General features: G+C 72.5%; 14 protein-coding genes. 6 read left to right on the top strand and 8 right to left on the bottom strand.

Annotated elements, in window-relative coordinates:
- Positions 1-726: 726 nt before the first annotated feature.
- Both ABTW95_RS04015 and ABTW95_RS04010 read left to right on the top strand, forming a co-directional pair.
- Positions 727-1164: an Hsp20/alpha crystallin family protein gene (locus ABTW95_RS04015; RefSeq protein ID WP_396452752.1), complete on the top strand. Its 438-nt coding sequence runs from the start codon at positions 727-729 to the stop codon at positions 1162-1164.
- Between the two features lie 97 nt (positions 1165-1261).
- Positions 1262-1582, top strand: a complete 321-nt coding sequence (locus tag ABTW95_RS04010; protein WP_396452751.1) for a MerR family transcriptional regulator — start codon at positions 1262-1264, stop codon at positions 1580-1582.
- A gap of 18 nt (positions 1583-1600) precedes the next feature.
- Here ABTW95_RS04010 and ABTW95_RS04005 read toward each other — a convergent pair whose 3' ends face one another.
- The 3 genes from ABTW95_RS04005 to ABTW95_RS03995 all read right to left on the bottom strand — a co-directional run bounded on the left by ABTW95_RS04005 (position 1601) and on the right by ABTW95_RS03995 (position 5738).
- Positions 1601-3478: a glycoside hydrolase family 97 protein gene (locus tag ABTW95_RS04005; RefSeq protein WP_500224374.1), complete on the bottom strand. Its 1878-nt coding sequence runs from the start codon at positions 3476-3478 to the stop codon at positions 1601-1603.
- A 264-nt stretch (positions 3479-3742) separates the two neighbouring features.
- A complete protein-coding gene (locus tag ABTW95_RS04000; RefSeq protein WP_500224371.1) occupies positions 3743-4219 on the bottom strand; it encodes a nitroreductase family deazaflavin-dependent oxidoreductase in 477 nt (158 codons plus the stop codon).
- A gap of 202 nt (positions 4220-4421) precedes the next feature.
- Positions 4422-5738: a cytochrome P450 gene (locus ABTW95_RS03995; RefSeq protein WP_500224370.1), complete on the bottom strand. Its 1317-nt coding sequence runs from the start codon at positions 5736-5738 to the stop codon at positions 4422-4424.
- Positions 5739-5855: 117 nt separating this feature from the next.
- Here ABTW95_RS03995 and ABTW95_RS03990 point away from each other — a divergent pair, with 117 nt between their 5' ends.
- Positions 5856-6509 (top strand): TetR/AcrR family transcriptional regulator, encoded by a 654-nt coding sequence (locus ABTW95_RS03990; RefSeq protein WP_500224367.1) that lies wholly within the window; start codon positions 5856-5858, stop codon positions 6507-6509.
- A 193-nt stretch (positions 6510-6702) separates the two neighbouring features.
- Here the strand turns inward: ABTW95_RS03990 and ABTW95_RS03985 are convergent, their stop codons facing one another.
- Both ABTW95_RS03985 and ABTW95_RS03980 read right to left on the bottom strand, forming a co-directional pair.
- Entirely contained in the window at positions 6703-7893 is a 1191-nt protein-coding gene (locus ABTW95_RS03985; protein ID WP_500224365.1) for an RNA polymerase sigma factor, read from the bottom strand.
- Positions 7883-8221, bottom strand: a complete 339-nt coding sequence (locus ABTW95_RS03980; protein WP_500224362.1) for a YciI family protein — start codon at positions 8219-8221, stop codon at positions 7883-7885. The genes ABTW95_RS03985 and ABTW95_RS03980 overlap by 11 nt, the downstream gene beginning before the upstream one ends.
- A 140-nt stretch (positions 8222-8361) precedes the next feature.
- On the opposite strand from ABTW95_RS03980, the gene ABTW95_RS03975 reads away from it, so the two are divergent.
- Both ABTW95_RS03975 and ABTW95_RS03970 read left to right on the top strand, forming a co-directional pair.
- Positions 8362-9777, top strand: a complete 1416-nt coding sequence (locus ABTW95_RS03975) for an MFS transporter (RefSeq protein WP_500224359.1) — start codon at positions 8362-8364, stop codon at positions 9775-9777.
- 30 nt (positions 9778-9807) lie between these two features.
- Positions 9808-10350, top strand: a complete 543-nt coding sequence (locus tag ABTW95_RS03970; protein WP_500224358.1) for a YciI family protein — start codon at positions 9808-9810, stop codon at positions 10348-10350.
- Positions 10351-10359: 9 nt separating this feature from the next.
- Here the strand turns inward: ABTW95_RS03970 and ABTW95_RS03965 are convergent, their stop codons facing one another.
- A complete protein-coding gene (locus ABTW95_RS03965) occupies positions 10360-11283 on the bottom strand; it encodes a Rieske (2Fe-2S) protein (protein WP_396452924.1) in 924 nt (307 codons plus the stop codon).
- Positions 11284-11460: 177 nt separating this feature from the next.
- On the opposite strand from ABTW95_RS03965, the gene ABTW95_RS03960 reads away from it, so the two are divergent.
- Entirely contained in the window at positions 11461-11679 is a 219-nt protein-coding gene (locus ABTW95_RS03960; RefSeq protein WP_500224354.1) for a hypothetical protein, read from the top strand.
- Here the strand turns inward: ABTW95_RS03960 and ABTW95_RS03955 are convergent.
- Both ABTW95_RS03955 and ABTW95_RS03950 read right to left on the bottom strand, forming a co-directional pair.
- A complete protein-coding gene (locus tag ABTW95_RS03955; protein WP_396452922.1) occupies positions 11631-11981 on the bottom strand; it encodes a DoxX family protein in 351 nt (116 codons plus the stop codon). The two genes, ABTW95_RS03960 and ABTW95_RS03955, sit on opposite strands and share 49 nt — an antisense overlap.
- A gap of 3 nt (positions 11982-11984) precedes the next feature.
- Entirely contained in the window at positions 11985-12821 is an 837-nt protein-coding gene (locus ABTW95_RS03950; protein WP_396452920.1) for a sigma-70 family RNA polymerase sigma factor, read from the bottom strand.
- Positions 12822-13110: the final 289 nt, after the last annotated feature.

Here is a 13110-nt window from a genome sequence, read left to right as displayed (position 1 = left end):
GCTGAGGAATGGCGATATACGGACTGGTCCGATGCTGCTGGGTCCCTCCTTTCCCTGACGATCGGGACGGGACGTCTTCGCGGAAATCGGAGGGGAGCGCTGGCGGCGCGGCGGACGCCGCCGCCCGGCCGCGCGGCCGGGCCGGCCCGGCATCGGGGCGTCGGGGACACCGGGGGGATATGGGTACGGCCGACCGGACGGCGGCGTGCGGGGAGGCGCGGGCGGACCGGGCCTGCCGGGTGAGGCGCCGAAGTTCGCCGCGACCAGGGCGTCGAACGCGTCCCGGACCCACTGGTCGTCGGCGCGGATCAGGTCCGCGAACCTTGCGCCCGCCGGCAGGGTGCCCGAGACCGCCATGTCGATCACTCCCCGGAACCACTCTCAGCGCCACCAGGTCATTGACCGCTTCTATTGTTCCTATAGCCGAAGCTATAGGTAGTTGTCAAGTGCTTCCTCAGCTTGACGGAGGCTCCGCGGTGTCCGCCTCCACTAGATGTATTGCCGAGTCCGCAGATCAAGTAACATCCCGCGGCCTGCGACGCCGACCCGGCCACCCGGACAGCGGCCGTCGAGCGACCGCGTGCACCGGGCGGACTCCCGACTCGGAGGCGGTGCGGGTTGACATGGTGCGCGAAGTAACCTATAAATGAAGTTGAAGGTTTCCTCTTCTGCGAGGAGCAGGACATCGGCGCCCGCCAGGCGCCGACGATCTTCGGAGGTGATGGCATGTTGCTGACGTCGATCGACCCGTTCGTGCAGGAGTTCGAGCGCCAGTTCGACCGGGCCGTCCGGCAGTTCAGCGGGCTGGCCGACGGGAACCTCATGCCGATGGACGGCATCCGCCGCGCCGACGACGTCGTCCTGCGGTTCGACCTGCCGGGCATCGACCCCGGCTCGATCGAGGTCACCGTGGACCGCGGCGTGCTCTCGGTGACCGCGCGGCGCGAGGAGGAGTTCGGCGAGGACGAGCGCGTGTTCGTCCGCGAGCGGGCGATGGGCTCGTTCACCCGCCGGGTCTACCTGTCGGAGCACCTGGACGCCGACGGCATCGAGGCGGCCTACAACAACGGCGTCCTCGCCGTCCGCATCCCGGTCCTGGAGCAGGCCCGGCCCCGCAAGGTCGCCGTCCAGCAGGGCGACGCCCTGAAGGCGATCAAGAGCTGACCGCCACGGTTCCGGAGCCGGCCCCGGCCCGCGCCGGTCCCCCCGAGCGCGCCGGGGCCGTTCTGGTGATCGCGGCGCAGGTGAAGGAGGAACCCCCATGACCCTGCCGATCGACGACGAGCACGCCGCCCTGTTCACCGTCGGCCAAGTCGCGGAGATGCTCAACGTGCAGCAGGCGTTCCTGCGCCGCATCGACGTCCACCGCGTCGTCTCGCCGCAGCGCTCCGCCGGCGGGCAGCGCCGCTACAGCCGGCACGAGATCGGGCGCATCCAGGAGGTCGTCACCATGATGGGCGACGGCATGACCCTGCCCGCCATCCGCCGCATCTTCGAGCTGCAGCACCGGCTGGCCGAAGTGACCCGCGAACGCGACGAGCTCGCCCGCCGCCTCGCCGCCCGCGAATCCGGCGACGCCTGACGCCTTCGCCGGCGGCGCTCACGTCACGCGCCGGAACCGGACGGCCTGGCCGCCGCCGCTCTTGAGGACGGCGGTGAAGGCGTCGTCGCGGGTGACGGCGGACCGGCGGACGTCGAGCCCCGCGTCATCGTCTCCCGCGTCGGAGTAGGACTCCGCGGTCCACGTGCCCTTGCCGAGGAAGGACAGCGGGTAGCGCAGCGTCTGCGCCCGGTCCCCCGTCATGGAGCCGACGTACCAGTCCGCGCCCGAGCGCCGCGCGACGACCAGATGGTCGCCGATCCCGGCTGAGAGCACCCTGGTCTCGTCCCACGTGACCGGCACGTCCTCGATGAACTTGAGTCCGGGCGACCTCGCGTAGTGCTCGGGCAGGTCGGCGGCCATCTGCATGCCCGAGAAGTAGGTGACGTAGTAAGCGAGCTGCTTGGCCGCGGTGGTGTGCACCCGGTGCCCGTCGCGGCGCGGGTCCCACAGGACGTCCATGATCCCGGGCGTGTAGTCCATCGGGCCGGACAGCATGCGCGTGAAGGGCAGGATGAGGGTGTGCTCGGGGGTGTTGCCGTCCCCGATGGCGTCCCATTCCTGCCCGCGCACGGCCTCCCTGGCGAGGGCGTTGGGGAACGTCCGGGCCTCCCCGGTCGCGTGGACGCACTCGTGGCAGTCGACGTTGATGCGATGCCGCGCGGCCTTTTCGAGGACGAGCCGGTAGTGGTTGACCATCCGCTGGTCGTAGTGGTGGTGCCCGGTGATGTTCCCGACGTAGCCGGTCTTCACGTAGTGGATGCCGAGCCGCTCGTACAGCGCGAACGCCGCGTCGAGCTGCTGCTCGTAGTTCTCGACCCCCGCGCCGGTCTCGTTGTGGACGATGAACTCGACGCCCTTGCTCTTCCCGTACGCGACGACCCCGGGGAGGTCGAAGTCCGGGGTGGCCTGCGTGAAGTCCTGGTCGGCCCACGAGCCCTCCCACCCCCGGTTCCACCCCTCGACGAGCAGGCCCTCAATGCCGTGTTCCGCCGCGAAGTCGATGTACTCCTTGGCGCGCTCGGTCGTCGCCCCGTGCCGCGGCCCCGGCTTCCACGTGGCCTGCCCGTGCTGGATCAGCCACCAGATGCCGGCGTACTTGATCGGCTTGATCCACGACGTGTCCCCCTTGCAGATCGCACACGGCGGATTGAGGTTCTCCACCAGGTGCGACTCGATCAGCCCGCCCGCGTTCCCGGCGATGGTCAGCACCCGCCACGGGGTGGCGCGGCCGGTACGGGTGATGACGGCGGCCGCGCGCCCGGGCGTCGGCACGAGCTCGACCCGCAGCCGCCCGAGATCCGGTGCCACGGTCATGGCCGCGTAGTCGTCCAGATCCGCCTCATGGATCGACAGGTAGGTACCGTCCTCGTACCGGAAGGTCACCGGGGTATTGGACGCCCCCATGGCGCTGTAGGGGGACGACTGCCAGGTGTTCTCGTCAGTGTCGAAGTCCCGCCGCGTCCACCAGGCGGTCGGGTTCCCGGCGAGGGCGAACTCGGTGGCCTCGTCCACGATCTCCAGCGACCGCAGGCCGGCCTGCTCCGGCACCTGGTAACGGAACGCCACCCCGTCGTCGTAGGCGCGCGCGATGACGTTGAAGACCCTCCCGCCGGCCTGCCGCAGCCGGACGGTGAGCTCCCGGTAGTGATCACGCACCCGCGAGTCGGCGCCCCACAGCGGCCGCCACGTGCCGTCCCCGGCGGTGACCCGGGCGCCGGTCACCTCCACGTCGCCGCCGAGCACCGACCCGTCGGTGAGCCTCAGCCCCAGGACGGACCATCCGACCAGGACGGACCCGCCCCGGCTGACGGAGTACCCGAGCCGCCCGCCCTCGGCGGACACCGCCAGCGCCAGAACCCCGTCCGGCGACCGCACGGTCGGGCTCCGCGGATCCTGTGCCCGGACGGCCACCGCGCCACCGGCAAGCGTGACAAGCGAAACGAAGGCCGCAAACAGGACGCGAAGCACACGAGATCCCAACAGCGCCCTTCGCACACCACAAACCTCGGCGCAACGCACCCCCCACGTCAAGATCCCTTCCACCCGAACCCGCAGCCCACACGCCCAGAGGCGCTCGCCGGCCCGGGTTCGCGGGTGGTGGTCCGTGCGCCGCCGGAGCCGAACCGTCCGCCCGGATGATCAGGCGGGTTCGCAGATGACGACCGGGATGGCGCGGTCGGTCCAGCGCTGGTAGTCGCCGTACTCGGGATAGAACTCGACCAGGCGGCGCCACAGGCCGGCGCGCTCGTCGCCCTCCGCTATGCGGGCGATCATCGGGCGGGGCCGGCGGCCCGTCTGGACGGCCACCTTCGGGTTCGCTTCGAGGTTCAGGTACCACTGGGGATGGCGCCCCGTCCCTCCCCTGGACGCGACCAGGATGACGCGGTCGCCGTCCGGGAGGTACAGCAGCGCCATCGTCCTCGGCTTCCCGGATTTGCGGCCGCGCGTGGTGAGCAGGCAGACCGGCACTCCGGACGGGAAGGCGCTGCCGAAACGGAAACGGCTCCCGAGCCGTCCGCCGGTGGCGCGGAAGAGTGCGACGTGCCCGCGCGTGAGGGCCTTCATCGCCGGGGCGAACAACGCGGAATCGAAGAACTTCGGCCTGTCGTCGGGCACCGCTCACTCCATCCTCGGGGACGCGTGATCATTGTCCTTCGTCCGCCGGGCGGGGGACGGTACTTCCCCACGGCAAGCCACTTCCTGATGGCGAGAAGTACACGTCGACTCTTACTCCGAAGCCAGGGCAGAGGACCCGTCACATCTGATTAGCTACGGTCCGTGATGCGGAGGGACGGACCGGGGGGGCCGTCCCTCCGCGTCAGGACGCCGGCCGGGTGAAGGTGCACGGCAGCCGTTTGTAGCCGTTGATGAAGCCGGACATGAGGCGGTCGGGTTCGCCGGCGGCGATGTCGGGCAGGCGGGTGAACAGCTCGCGGAACATCACGGTGATCTCGCGGCGGGCCAGGTTGGCGCCCAGGCAGAAGTGCGGGCCGGGGCCGCCGAAGCCGACGTGCGGGTTCGGTGAGCGCAGGATGTCGAAGCGGTCGGGGTCGGCGAAGACCGCCTCGTCGCGGTTGGCGGACCAGTAGAACAGCGTCACCCGCTCGCCCTTGCGGTAGGTGTGGCCGTTCATCTCGTAGTCGCGGGTGACGTTGCGGCGCATGAAGATGACGGGGCTGCTGTAGCGGACGATCTCCTCGACGGCCCCGGCGATGCGGCCGTCGAAGTCCTCCAGCAGCAGTTCGCGCTGGTCCGGGTGCTCGGTGAACAGCTTCAGCCCGTGCGCGATGGCGTTGCGCGTGGTCTCGTTGCCGGCGACGACGAGCAGGAGGAAGAACGCGGCGAACTCGCGCGGGCTCAGGCGTTCGCCGTCGACGTTGGCGTTCACCAGGGCCGAGGTCAGGTCGCCCGTGGGGTTGGCGCGGCGCTCCCGGCCGAGCTTGAACGCCAGCCGGTGCAGCCGCCACCCCGCCGACGCGATCGTGCCCAGCATGCGGAGCGTGGCGAGCCGCCCCAGCCGCGGCCCGTCGCCGCCGTACTCGACGGTGGCGCCCACGTACTCGGGGTCGCTGTACCCGACGATGACGTTGGTCCACTCCACGACCCGGCGGTGGTGCTCGACGGGGATGCCGAGCATGTCGCAGATGACCTCGACCGGCAGCCGCGCCGCGCACCGGGACACGAAGTCGCCGCCGCCCGCCTCGATCAGCTCGTCCACGATCCGGGCGGCCCGCCGCGCGATGTCGTCCTCGGCCTTGGCGAGCATCTTCGGGGTGAACGCCCGCGACACGATCCGGCGGATCTTGGCGTGCCGCGGATCGTCCATGTCGATCATCGAGTTGAAGTACTTGTCCATCCAGCGCGGCATGTCGGCCGGGCTGGTCGCGCTGGGCTCGCTGCTGAACACCTCCGGGTTGCGGCTGGCCTCCGTCACCTCGGCGTGGTGGGTCAGCGCCCACGAGCCGGGGCTCTGCGGGAGGAACGGCAGCTTGGGCAGGGTGAAGAACACCGGCCCCGGCTGGGCGCGCAGCAGCGCGAACGCCTCCGCCCGCTCCGTCAGGGGGCGGGCCCAGAACCGCAGGTCGCTCACGTCGATGTCGGCCAGTGTCAGCTGTCGGGGGGTCTCCGTGGCCACCGGACCTCACGCTCCCGTCTCGACCGCGATTTCTGGTGAAGCCATACACCAGAAATATCCGTGCTCAGCGTCCTCAGATTCGCGGGCGAAGTCAAGGGATGCGGCACAATCGGGGCTGTGACGTCCGAGCCCGCGCCCGCGCGCCCGTACCGGGGCGTGCCCGCCGACCAGCGCCGGGCCCGCCGCCGCGCCACGCTGCTGGCGGCCGGGCTGGAACTGCTCGGCACCCAGGGGTGGGGCGCCACGACCGTCCGGAAGGTGTGCGCCGAGGCCGGGCTCAACGACCGCTACTTCTACGAGAGCTTCCCGGACCGGGACGCCTTCCTCCTCGCGGTCGTCGACGAGCAGGTCGCCCTGGGCACGGACGTGATCCTTTCCGCGGCGCGCCGGGCGCCCCGCGACCCGCAGGCCCGCACCCGCGCCGTGGTGACCGCCGTCCTCGACTTCCTGACCGACGACCCGCGCCGCGCGCAGATCCTCACCCATGCGTTCCCGGCCTCACCCCTGCTCCAGCGCCGCCGCATCGAGATCATCCGGACGCTGGCCGCGATCTTCGCCGCCGAGACCCGCGAGACGCTGGACCGGGTCCTCCTCTCCGACATCGACGTGGAGCTGACCGGCCTCACCCTCACGGCCGGTCTCTGGGAGCTGTTCACCACCTGGTTCCGCGGAGACCTCGACATCGACCGCGACCACCTGACCGATTACACGGTCGCCTTGATCCTGAGCACCACCGAACTGGCCGCCCCCCTCCACCACCGCCTCCGCTAGCCGCCCGTGCCGGACGGATCGGAGCAGGTCGGACTCCTCCTTCAGGTTCCCGGCCCCGGAGCCGAGGACCAGCCGCACGCCGCGCGGCCGGCCGAGCGTCCCGCAGCGCTCGGCGATCTCCAACTCCGGCGCTGCGGCTGAGCTTCGCGCGGCGGTTCCCGGCGGCCGTCCGGATCCCGTCCTGCGGGACGGTTCAGCCTTCGGCCGGGGGTCTCAGTTCGGCCAGGCGGGTCTCCAGGAAGCGGCGCTCGGGGGCGGTCCGGGTGAGCTCCAGTGCGCGCCGGTAGGCGCGTTCGGCTTCGGCCGTGCGGCCGGCGCGGCGGAGCAGGTCGGCGCGGGTGGAGTGGAAGTAGCGGTACTGGCCCAGGTCCAGGCGGTCGAGGATCGCGAGGGCGGCTTCGGGGCCTTCGAGTTCGGCTATCGCGACGGCCCGGTTCATCTCGACGACCGGGGAGCCGGTCCGGCGGGCCAGGACGTCGTAGAGCGCGGCGATCTGCCGCCAGTCGCGGGGCTGCCGCAGGTGCAGGTCGGCGATGGCCGCCTGGATCGCATAGGGGCCGGCGGTGCCGCGGGCCAAGGCGCGCTGGAGGACGCGCCGGCCCTCGTCGATCTGGCCCGCGTCCCAGAGGGATCTGTCCTGGTCGTCCAGGAGGACGAGGCGGCCGTCGCGGAAGCGGGCGGCGCGGCGGGCGTCGTGCAGGAGCATCAGCGCGAGGAGCGCGAGCACCTCCCCCTCGTCCGGCATGAGGTCGGTCAGGGCCCTCGCCAGGTGGATCGCCTCGGCGGCCAGGTCGACGCGGCCGCCGCCCCAGCCCTCGTTGAAGATCAGGTACACGACCGCGAGGACGGCCGCGAGGCGGTCCGGGAGCTGATGGTCGGGCGGCACGGCGAACGGGATGCCCGCGTCGCGGATCTTGCGTTTGGCCCGGGTCAGCCGCTTGCTCATCGTGTCGGGCGGGACGAGGAACGCGAGCGCGATCTCCTCGGTCGACAGGCCGCCGAGCGTGCGCAGGGTGAGCGCCACCTGCGCCTCCAGCGCGAGGGACGGGTGGCAGCAGGTGAAGATCAGCTCCAGCCGCTCGTCCCGGAAGGCGGGCGGGTCGTGCATGGTCGCCTCCGGTGCGGTCTCCAGGCCGCGCGCCAGCAGCCGGGTCTTCTCCGCGAGCAGCCGCCGCCTGCGGAGCTGGTCGACGGCCCGGTTGCGCGCGGTCACCACCAGCCAGGCGTTCGGGTTCGCCGGCTCGCCGTCGCGCGGCCAGCGCTCGGCGGCGATCGCGAACGCCTCCGCGGCGGCCTCCTCGGCCAGCTCGATGTCGCCGAGGATGCCGACGAGGGTCGCCAGGACGCGCGCCCAGTGCTCGCGGAAGACGGCGTCAAGCGCCACGCGGGCACCCCTCGCGGAGCGGGCGGACCTCGATCGCGCCGCCCTCCCGCGTCTCCTGCAGCTCGGCCGCGACGGCGAGCGCGCCGTCCAGGTCGTCCGCCTCGATCATGACGAGCCCCGCGAGGAACTCCTTGCTGTCGACGAACGGCCCGTCGGTCAGCAGCATCCCGGCCTCACCCGCCCGGACGGTCGTGGCCGAGCCGGCGGCGTGCAGGCGGGCCCAGCCGGTCACGTACGGGCGGGCGAGGACCGCGGCGACGGCCTCGTCCATCGGGCGGTCGGGCGGGGCGTCCGGGTCCCCGCCGTAGATCAGCAGTGCGTACTGCATCGGCTCTCCTGTCGGTCGCGGGTCGGTGCCTTCCGAGTATTGGACGAACGGGCGCGCCGCGAACGGACATGCCCGCGGGCGTCCGTCCGGCGCCCGGTCGTTCGTCATCACTCCGAGCCGTCCAAGACTGGAGAAGAACGATGACATCGACCGCGCCACGGCCGGGGTGGGTTCTGGTCCTCACCTCGACCGCGTATTTCATGGTGGTCCTCGACTCGAGCGTGGTGCTCACCGCGTTGCCGCGGATGCGGCTCGACCTGCACGCGGACCTGGCGTCCCTGCAGTGGACGGTCAACGCGTACGGCATCGCGTTCGCCGCCGGGATCATCACCGCCGCCGCGCTGGGCGACCGGTTCGGGCGCCGCCGGACGTTCAACGCCGGGCTGGCGCTGTTCACCGCCGCGTCCGCCGCGTGCGCGGTGGCGCCGCACTCCGCCGAGCTGATCGCCGCGCGCACCCTGCAGGGCCTCGGCGCCGCGGTGGTCACGCCGCTCAGCCTGACGATCCTGACCACCGCGTACCCGCCGCACCGGCGCGGCATGATCGTCGGCGTCTACGGCGGGCTGGCCGGGCTGGCGGTGGCGGCCGGGCCGCTGATCGGCGGCGCGGTCACCGAGGGCCTGGACTGGCACTGGATCTTCTGGCTGAACGTCCCGATCGGGCTGGTCGCGGCCGCCCTCGCGACCCGGCTGCTCCCGGAGAGCCACGGCGCGCCGGAGCGGCTCGACCTGACCGGCGTGGCGCTCGGCACCGCCGGCGTCGTCGGGCTGGTGTGGGCGCTGGTGCGGGCGGACGGGGCCGGCTGGTCCAGCCCGGAGGTCGTCGGCACGCTGGCCGCGGGCGCCGCGCTGCTGGCGGCGTTCGCCGCCTGGGAGCACCGGGCCGCCGCGCCGATGGTTCCGCTGCGGCTGTTCCGCGACCGGGCCTTCGCCATGGGCAACGGGACGATGTTCTTCATGTCCGGCGCCACGTTCGCGGCGGCGTTCCTGATCGTCCAGGAGTTCCAGTTCGCCCGCGGGTACTCGCCGATCTCGACCGGCGTCCGGCTGCTGCCGTTCTTCGCCACCCCGATGGTCGTCTCGCCGGTCGCCGGCGTCGTGTCCGACCGCGTCGGGCGGCGGCCGGTGATGGTCGCGGGCCTGACGCTGCAGGCGCTCGGCTTCGCGTGGGTCGCCGCGCGCGGCTCGCTCGCCGCGAGCTGGGTCGAGGTCACGCTCGCGCTGCTGGTCGCGGGCGTCGGGATCTCGATGGCGCTGCCGACCGTGCCCACCGCCGTCCTCAACGCCGTCGCGCCGGACGAGATGGGCAAGGCGTCCGGCGTGACCAACATGGCCCAGCGGCTGGGCACCGTCTTCGCCATCGCGATCGGCAGCGCCGTCTTCTCCGCCAACGGGCGCCTCGGGTCACCGGACGCCGTCACCGCCGGTTTCCGCGCCGCGCTGTGGTCGGCGGTCGTGTTCGCCGCACTCGCCGCGGCGTGCTCGACGGCCATCGCCTCCCGGGTCCCGGCCGGCGCCGCCGAAGCTCGGCCGGCCGACACCCTCACGAACGCCTGACCGGGGCCGGCGCCGTGGATACTGCCGGGCATGGAGTTCTTCTGCTACCACCGCGACCGGCCCGGTTCACTGGCGCTGCGCCTCGAACTCGCCGAGGCGCACTGGTCGTACATGGACCGGTTCGCGAAAGAGCTGATCGCGCGGGGGCCGACGTTCGCGGACGACGGCGAGACGCCCACCGGCAGCGTCCACATCGTCGACCTGCCCGACCCCGCCGCCGCCCGCGCGTTCGCCTTCGACGAGCCCAACTACCAGGCCGGCGTGTACCGGGACGTCCTGCTGCGCCGCTGGCGCAACCTGCTCGGCCGGACGATGTGGGACTTCCCGGGCGACCCCGGCGACCGGTTCCTGGTGCTCGGTCTCGGGTCGGCGCCGGCCGCCGACCTCGACGTGCCGTCCGGCCGGGACGACCTGATCGCCTACGGGCCGCTGCTCTCAGACGACGGCGCCGCCTGGCTGGGGACGGCCGCGCTCGTCCAGGCGCCCGGCCCGGACGCGGCGCGCGCCGTCCTCACCCGGGAGCGCTACGCCGCCGTCGAGGTCCACCGCTGGCAGTTCGGCGGCCGCCGCTGACCGCCCTCGTCAGGGCGTGTGGACGGGGATGCGGCGGCTCGCCCGGCGGGGGCGCGCCTCGTCCGCTCCCCCCGGGAGACCGGCCGGGGCGATGCGCACCTCGATGCGGCCGCCCTCGATCCGCGTCTCGTAGCAGGGCTGCGGCGAGCTGGCCGGGCCGCGCTCGATGCCGCCGTCGGAGAACCGGAAGGTGCTGCCGTGCCACGGGCAGGTGACGCAGCCGTGCTCGAACGTCCCGTCGCCGAGGGGGCCGCCCATGTGGCTGCAGGTCGCGGCGATGCCGTACACCTTGCCGTCCATCTTGTGGAGCAGGACCCGGACGCCGCCCGCGTCGACCGTGCGGTGGTCGCCCTCGGCCAGCGAGTCCTCCGTGATCGTCGGCGTCCACTCCTCCGGGCCCTCCTGCCAGGCGGTCCGGTTGACGTTGACGCCCTTGACGAACGCCAGGTGCCCGCCGAGATAGGCGCTCACCGTCAGCATCCCGAACCCGGCGAACCCCAGCGCCTTGCCCATCCCGCGGTTGCCGCGGGCACGGGACACGAGCGACGCCACGTACAGGGACAGCGCCGTGGTGTTGGCGGCAGCGTGGACGAACCCGACCCGCCTGTCCCCGCCGATGGTGTCGGACCAGTCGTTCAGGCCGGTCAGCGCGGTGGGCACCGCGGAGATCACTCCGGTCGCCACCAGGATGTCGGACGCCATCTCGGTGTCGCGTCCGCCGGCGGCGTCCAGCAGCGCGGACATGCACCACGCGCCGACCGTCACGTCCGTGAGCGGAGGGTGCGCCGGATGCCCGGCATATGTTCCGCTGAGCAGATTGCGAATGATGCGGGGCTTCACTGCCCACTGGGTCGCCTTGCTCACCGGTTTGGCGACCCTGTCGAGCGCCTCCGCCCGCTCCAGCCGACGTACCATCCTCTGCGGCATGCTCATCCCGGCCTCCCCCAGGGGCACGACATCACTGGTCGGCAGCACCCTTACCCCCCACCGCCCCCCAAAACCTGCCCCGAGCGGAGCACCGTTGAGCAGCGGGCACGGCCGCTCGACCGGGCCGCCGCCACCGAGTACGCGTCCTGGTTCAAGGCCCCGGCCGACCCGGCGCGGATCCAGATGGTGTCGCTGCCGGCCCGCCGCATCGTCGAGTCCGTGGACGTCGGGCAGTCGACCGTCTCGGCGCACCTGAAGGTGCCGGCCGATACACGCGGCACGGCCCGCTTCTACCGGATCAACGACGAGGGCGCGGTCTTCGCCGCCGACGCCATCATGGGCCGCCCGGCCCCTCAGTTGGCGAGGGCGAGGCCCAGTGAGGAGGCGGCCAGGGCGAGATAGGCGCCGGGGAAGGCGATGTTGTAGAAGACGCGGGCCCGCACATGAGCGGCGACCGCGCAGATGAAGAAGGCCACGAGGCCGGCCGCCGCCGCTATGCCGATGGCGTCCAGGCCCAGCAGGCCGAGGACGAGACCGGCCGCGCCGGCGCCCTTTAACGCGGCCAGCAGCGGCAGCGCCTCGCGCGGCACGCCCACCTCGGCCGAGTTGGCCACGACGAACCGCGCCTTGGCGAGGTCGGCGGCGACGATCGCGGCATTGATCGCGACCGTGACAAGGGTGACGGCGACGTAGGTGCTGAACACGGGTCAGTCCTCGATGTGCAGCAGCGCCAGCCGCAGTGGGTCGGCGACGACGTCGTAGCGGACGATGAGGCCGTCGGCGATGTGGAAGACCAGGGCGGCCTGCGGGCCCGTCCCCACGGCGATGCCGGGCCGCCCGTCGATGAGGGCCAGGCGCGCCCGCTGGGCACTGGCCTGCATCATGCGGGTCTCCTCGACCACGGCCTTCCTCCCGCGCACCCGCTGCGGGGCGCCCGGCCGGAGGACCTGCGGGTCGGCCGTCCTCGTCACGTCCGGGTGGAGGACCTCGACGAGGCCGTCGATATCGCCCTGCCGCGCCGCCTTCATGAAGGCGCTGACCACCCGGTGCGCCTCGGTGGACTCCACGTCCGGCCACGCGGTCCGCCGCACCCGCCCCCGGGCGCGGCTGGCGAGCTTCTTCGCCGACTCCGTGGTCGTCCCCAGGATGTGGGCGATCTCCTCGAAGGGCGCACCGAACACGTCGTGGAGGATGAGCGCGACCCGCTGCGGAGGCGTCAGCTCCTCGACCACCACGGTGAAGGCCGCGGTCAGCTCACCGGCGAGCAGCACCACCTCCTCCGGGTCCTCCCCGGCGCCCGGCTCCGGCAGCTCCTCGGGACGCCGGGGCTGCTCACGGGAGCGCCGCAGCAGATCCAGGCACAGCCGCGTCACCACGGTGGTCAGCCACGCCTGCGGGTTGCGGATCTCGTCGACGTCGGCGCGGACGTACCTCGTCCACGCCTCCTGGACGACGTCCTGCGCGTCGGCGTCCGAACCGAGGATGCGGAACGCCACCGCCAGCAGATGCCGCCGCTCCCGATCGAAGACCGCGACCCGATCCATGCACTCCCAACCTTCCGTTGTCACCTACCCACCAGACGCACCGGACGCGCAAAAGGTGACCCGGCCACCCCGGATCACGCCCACGGACGCATCCAGGCGGGCCCCCTTCGCCAGGCCCGGAGGAGCGGTCACCGGGTGCGGCTCGCCGCGGAAGGCGGTCTTCTCGTCCACGTAGATGACGACGTAGGCGAGTCTCGCCAGACAGCCTCGCCCGCCTCAACGGCCTGGCTGCCCCGCTACGAGCCGTCCGGCGCGCTCGTGTCCGCCCGCGAACGCTTCCCGTCCCTCG

It is taken from the genome of Spirillospora sp. NPDC127506 (assembly GCF_040302145.1).
Lineage (GTDB): Bacteria > Actinomycetota > Actinomycetes > Streptosporangiales > Streptosporangiaceae > Spirillospora.
This window is presented reverse-complemented; position numbering and strand designations above follow the sequence as displayed.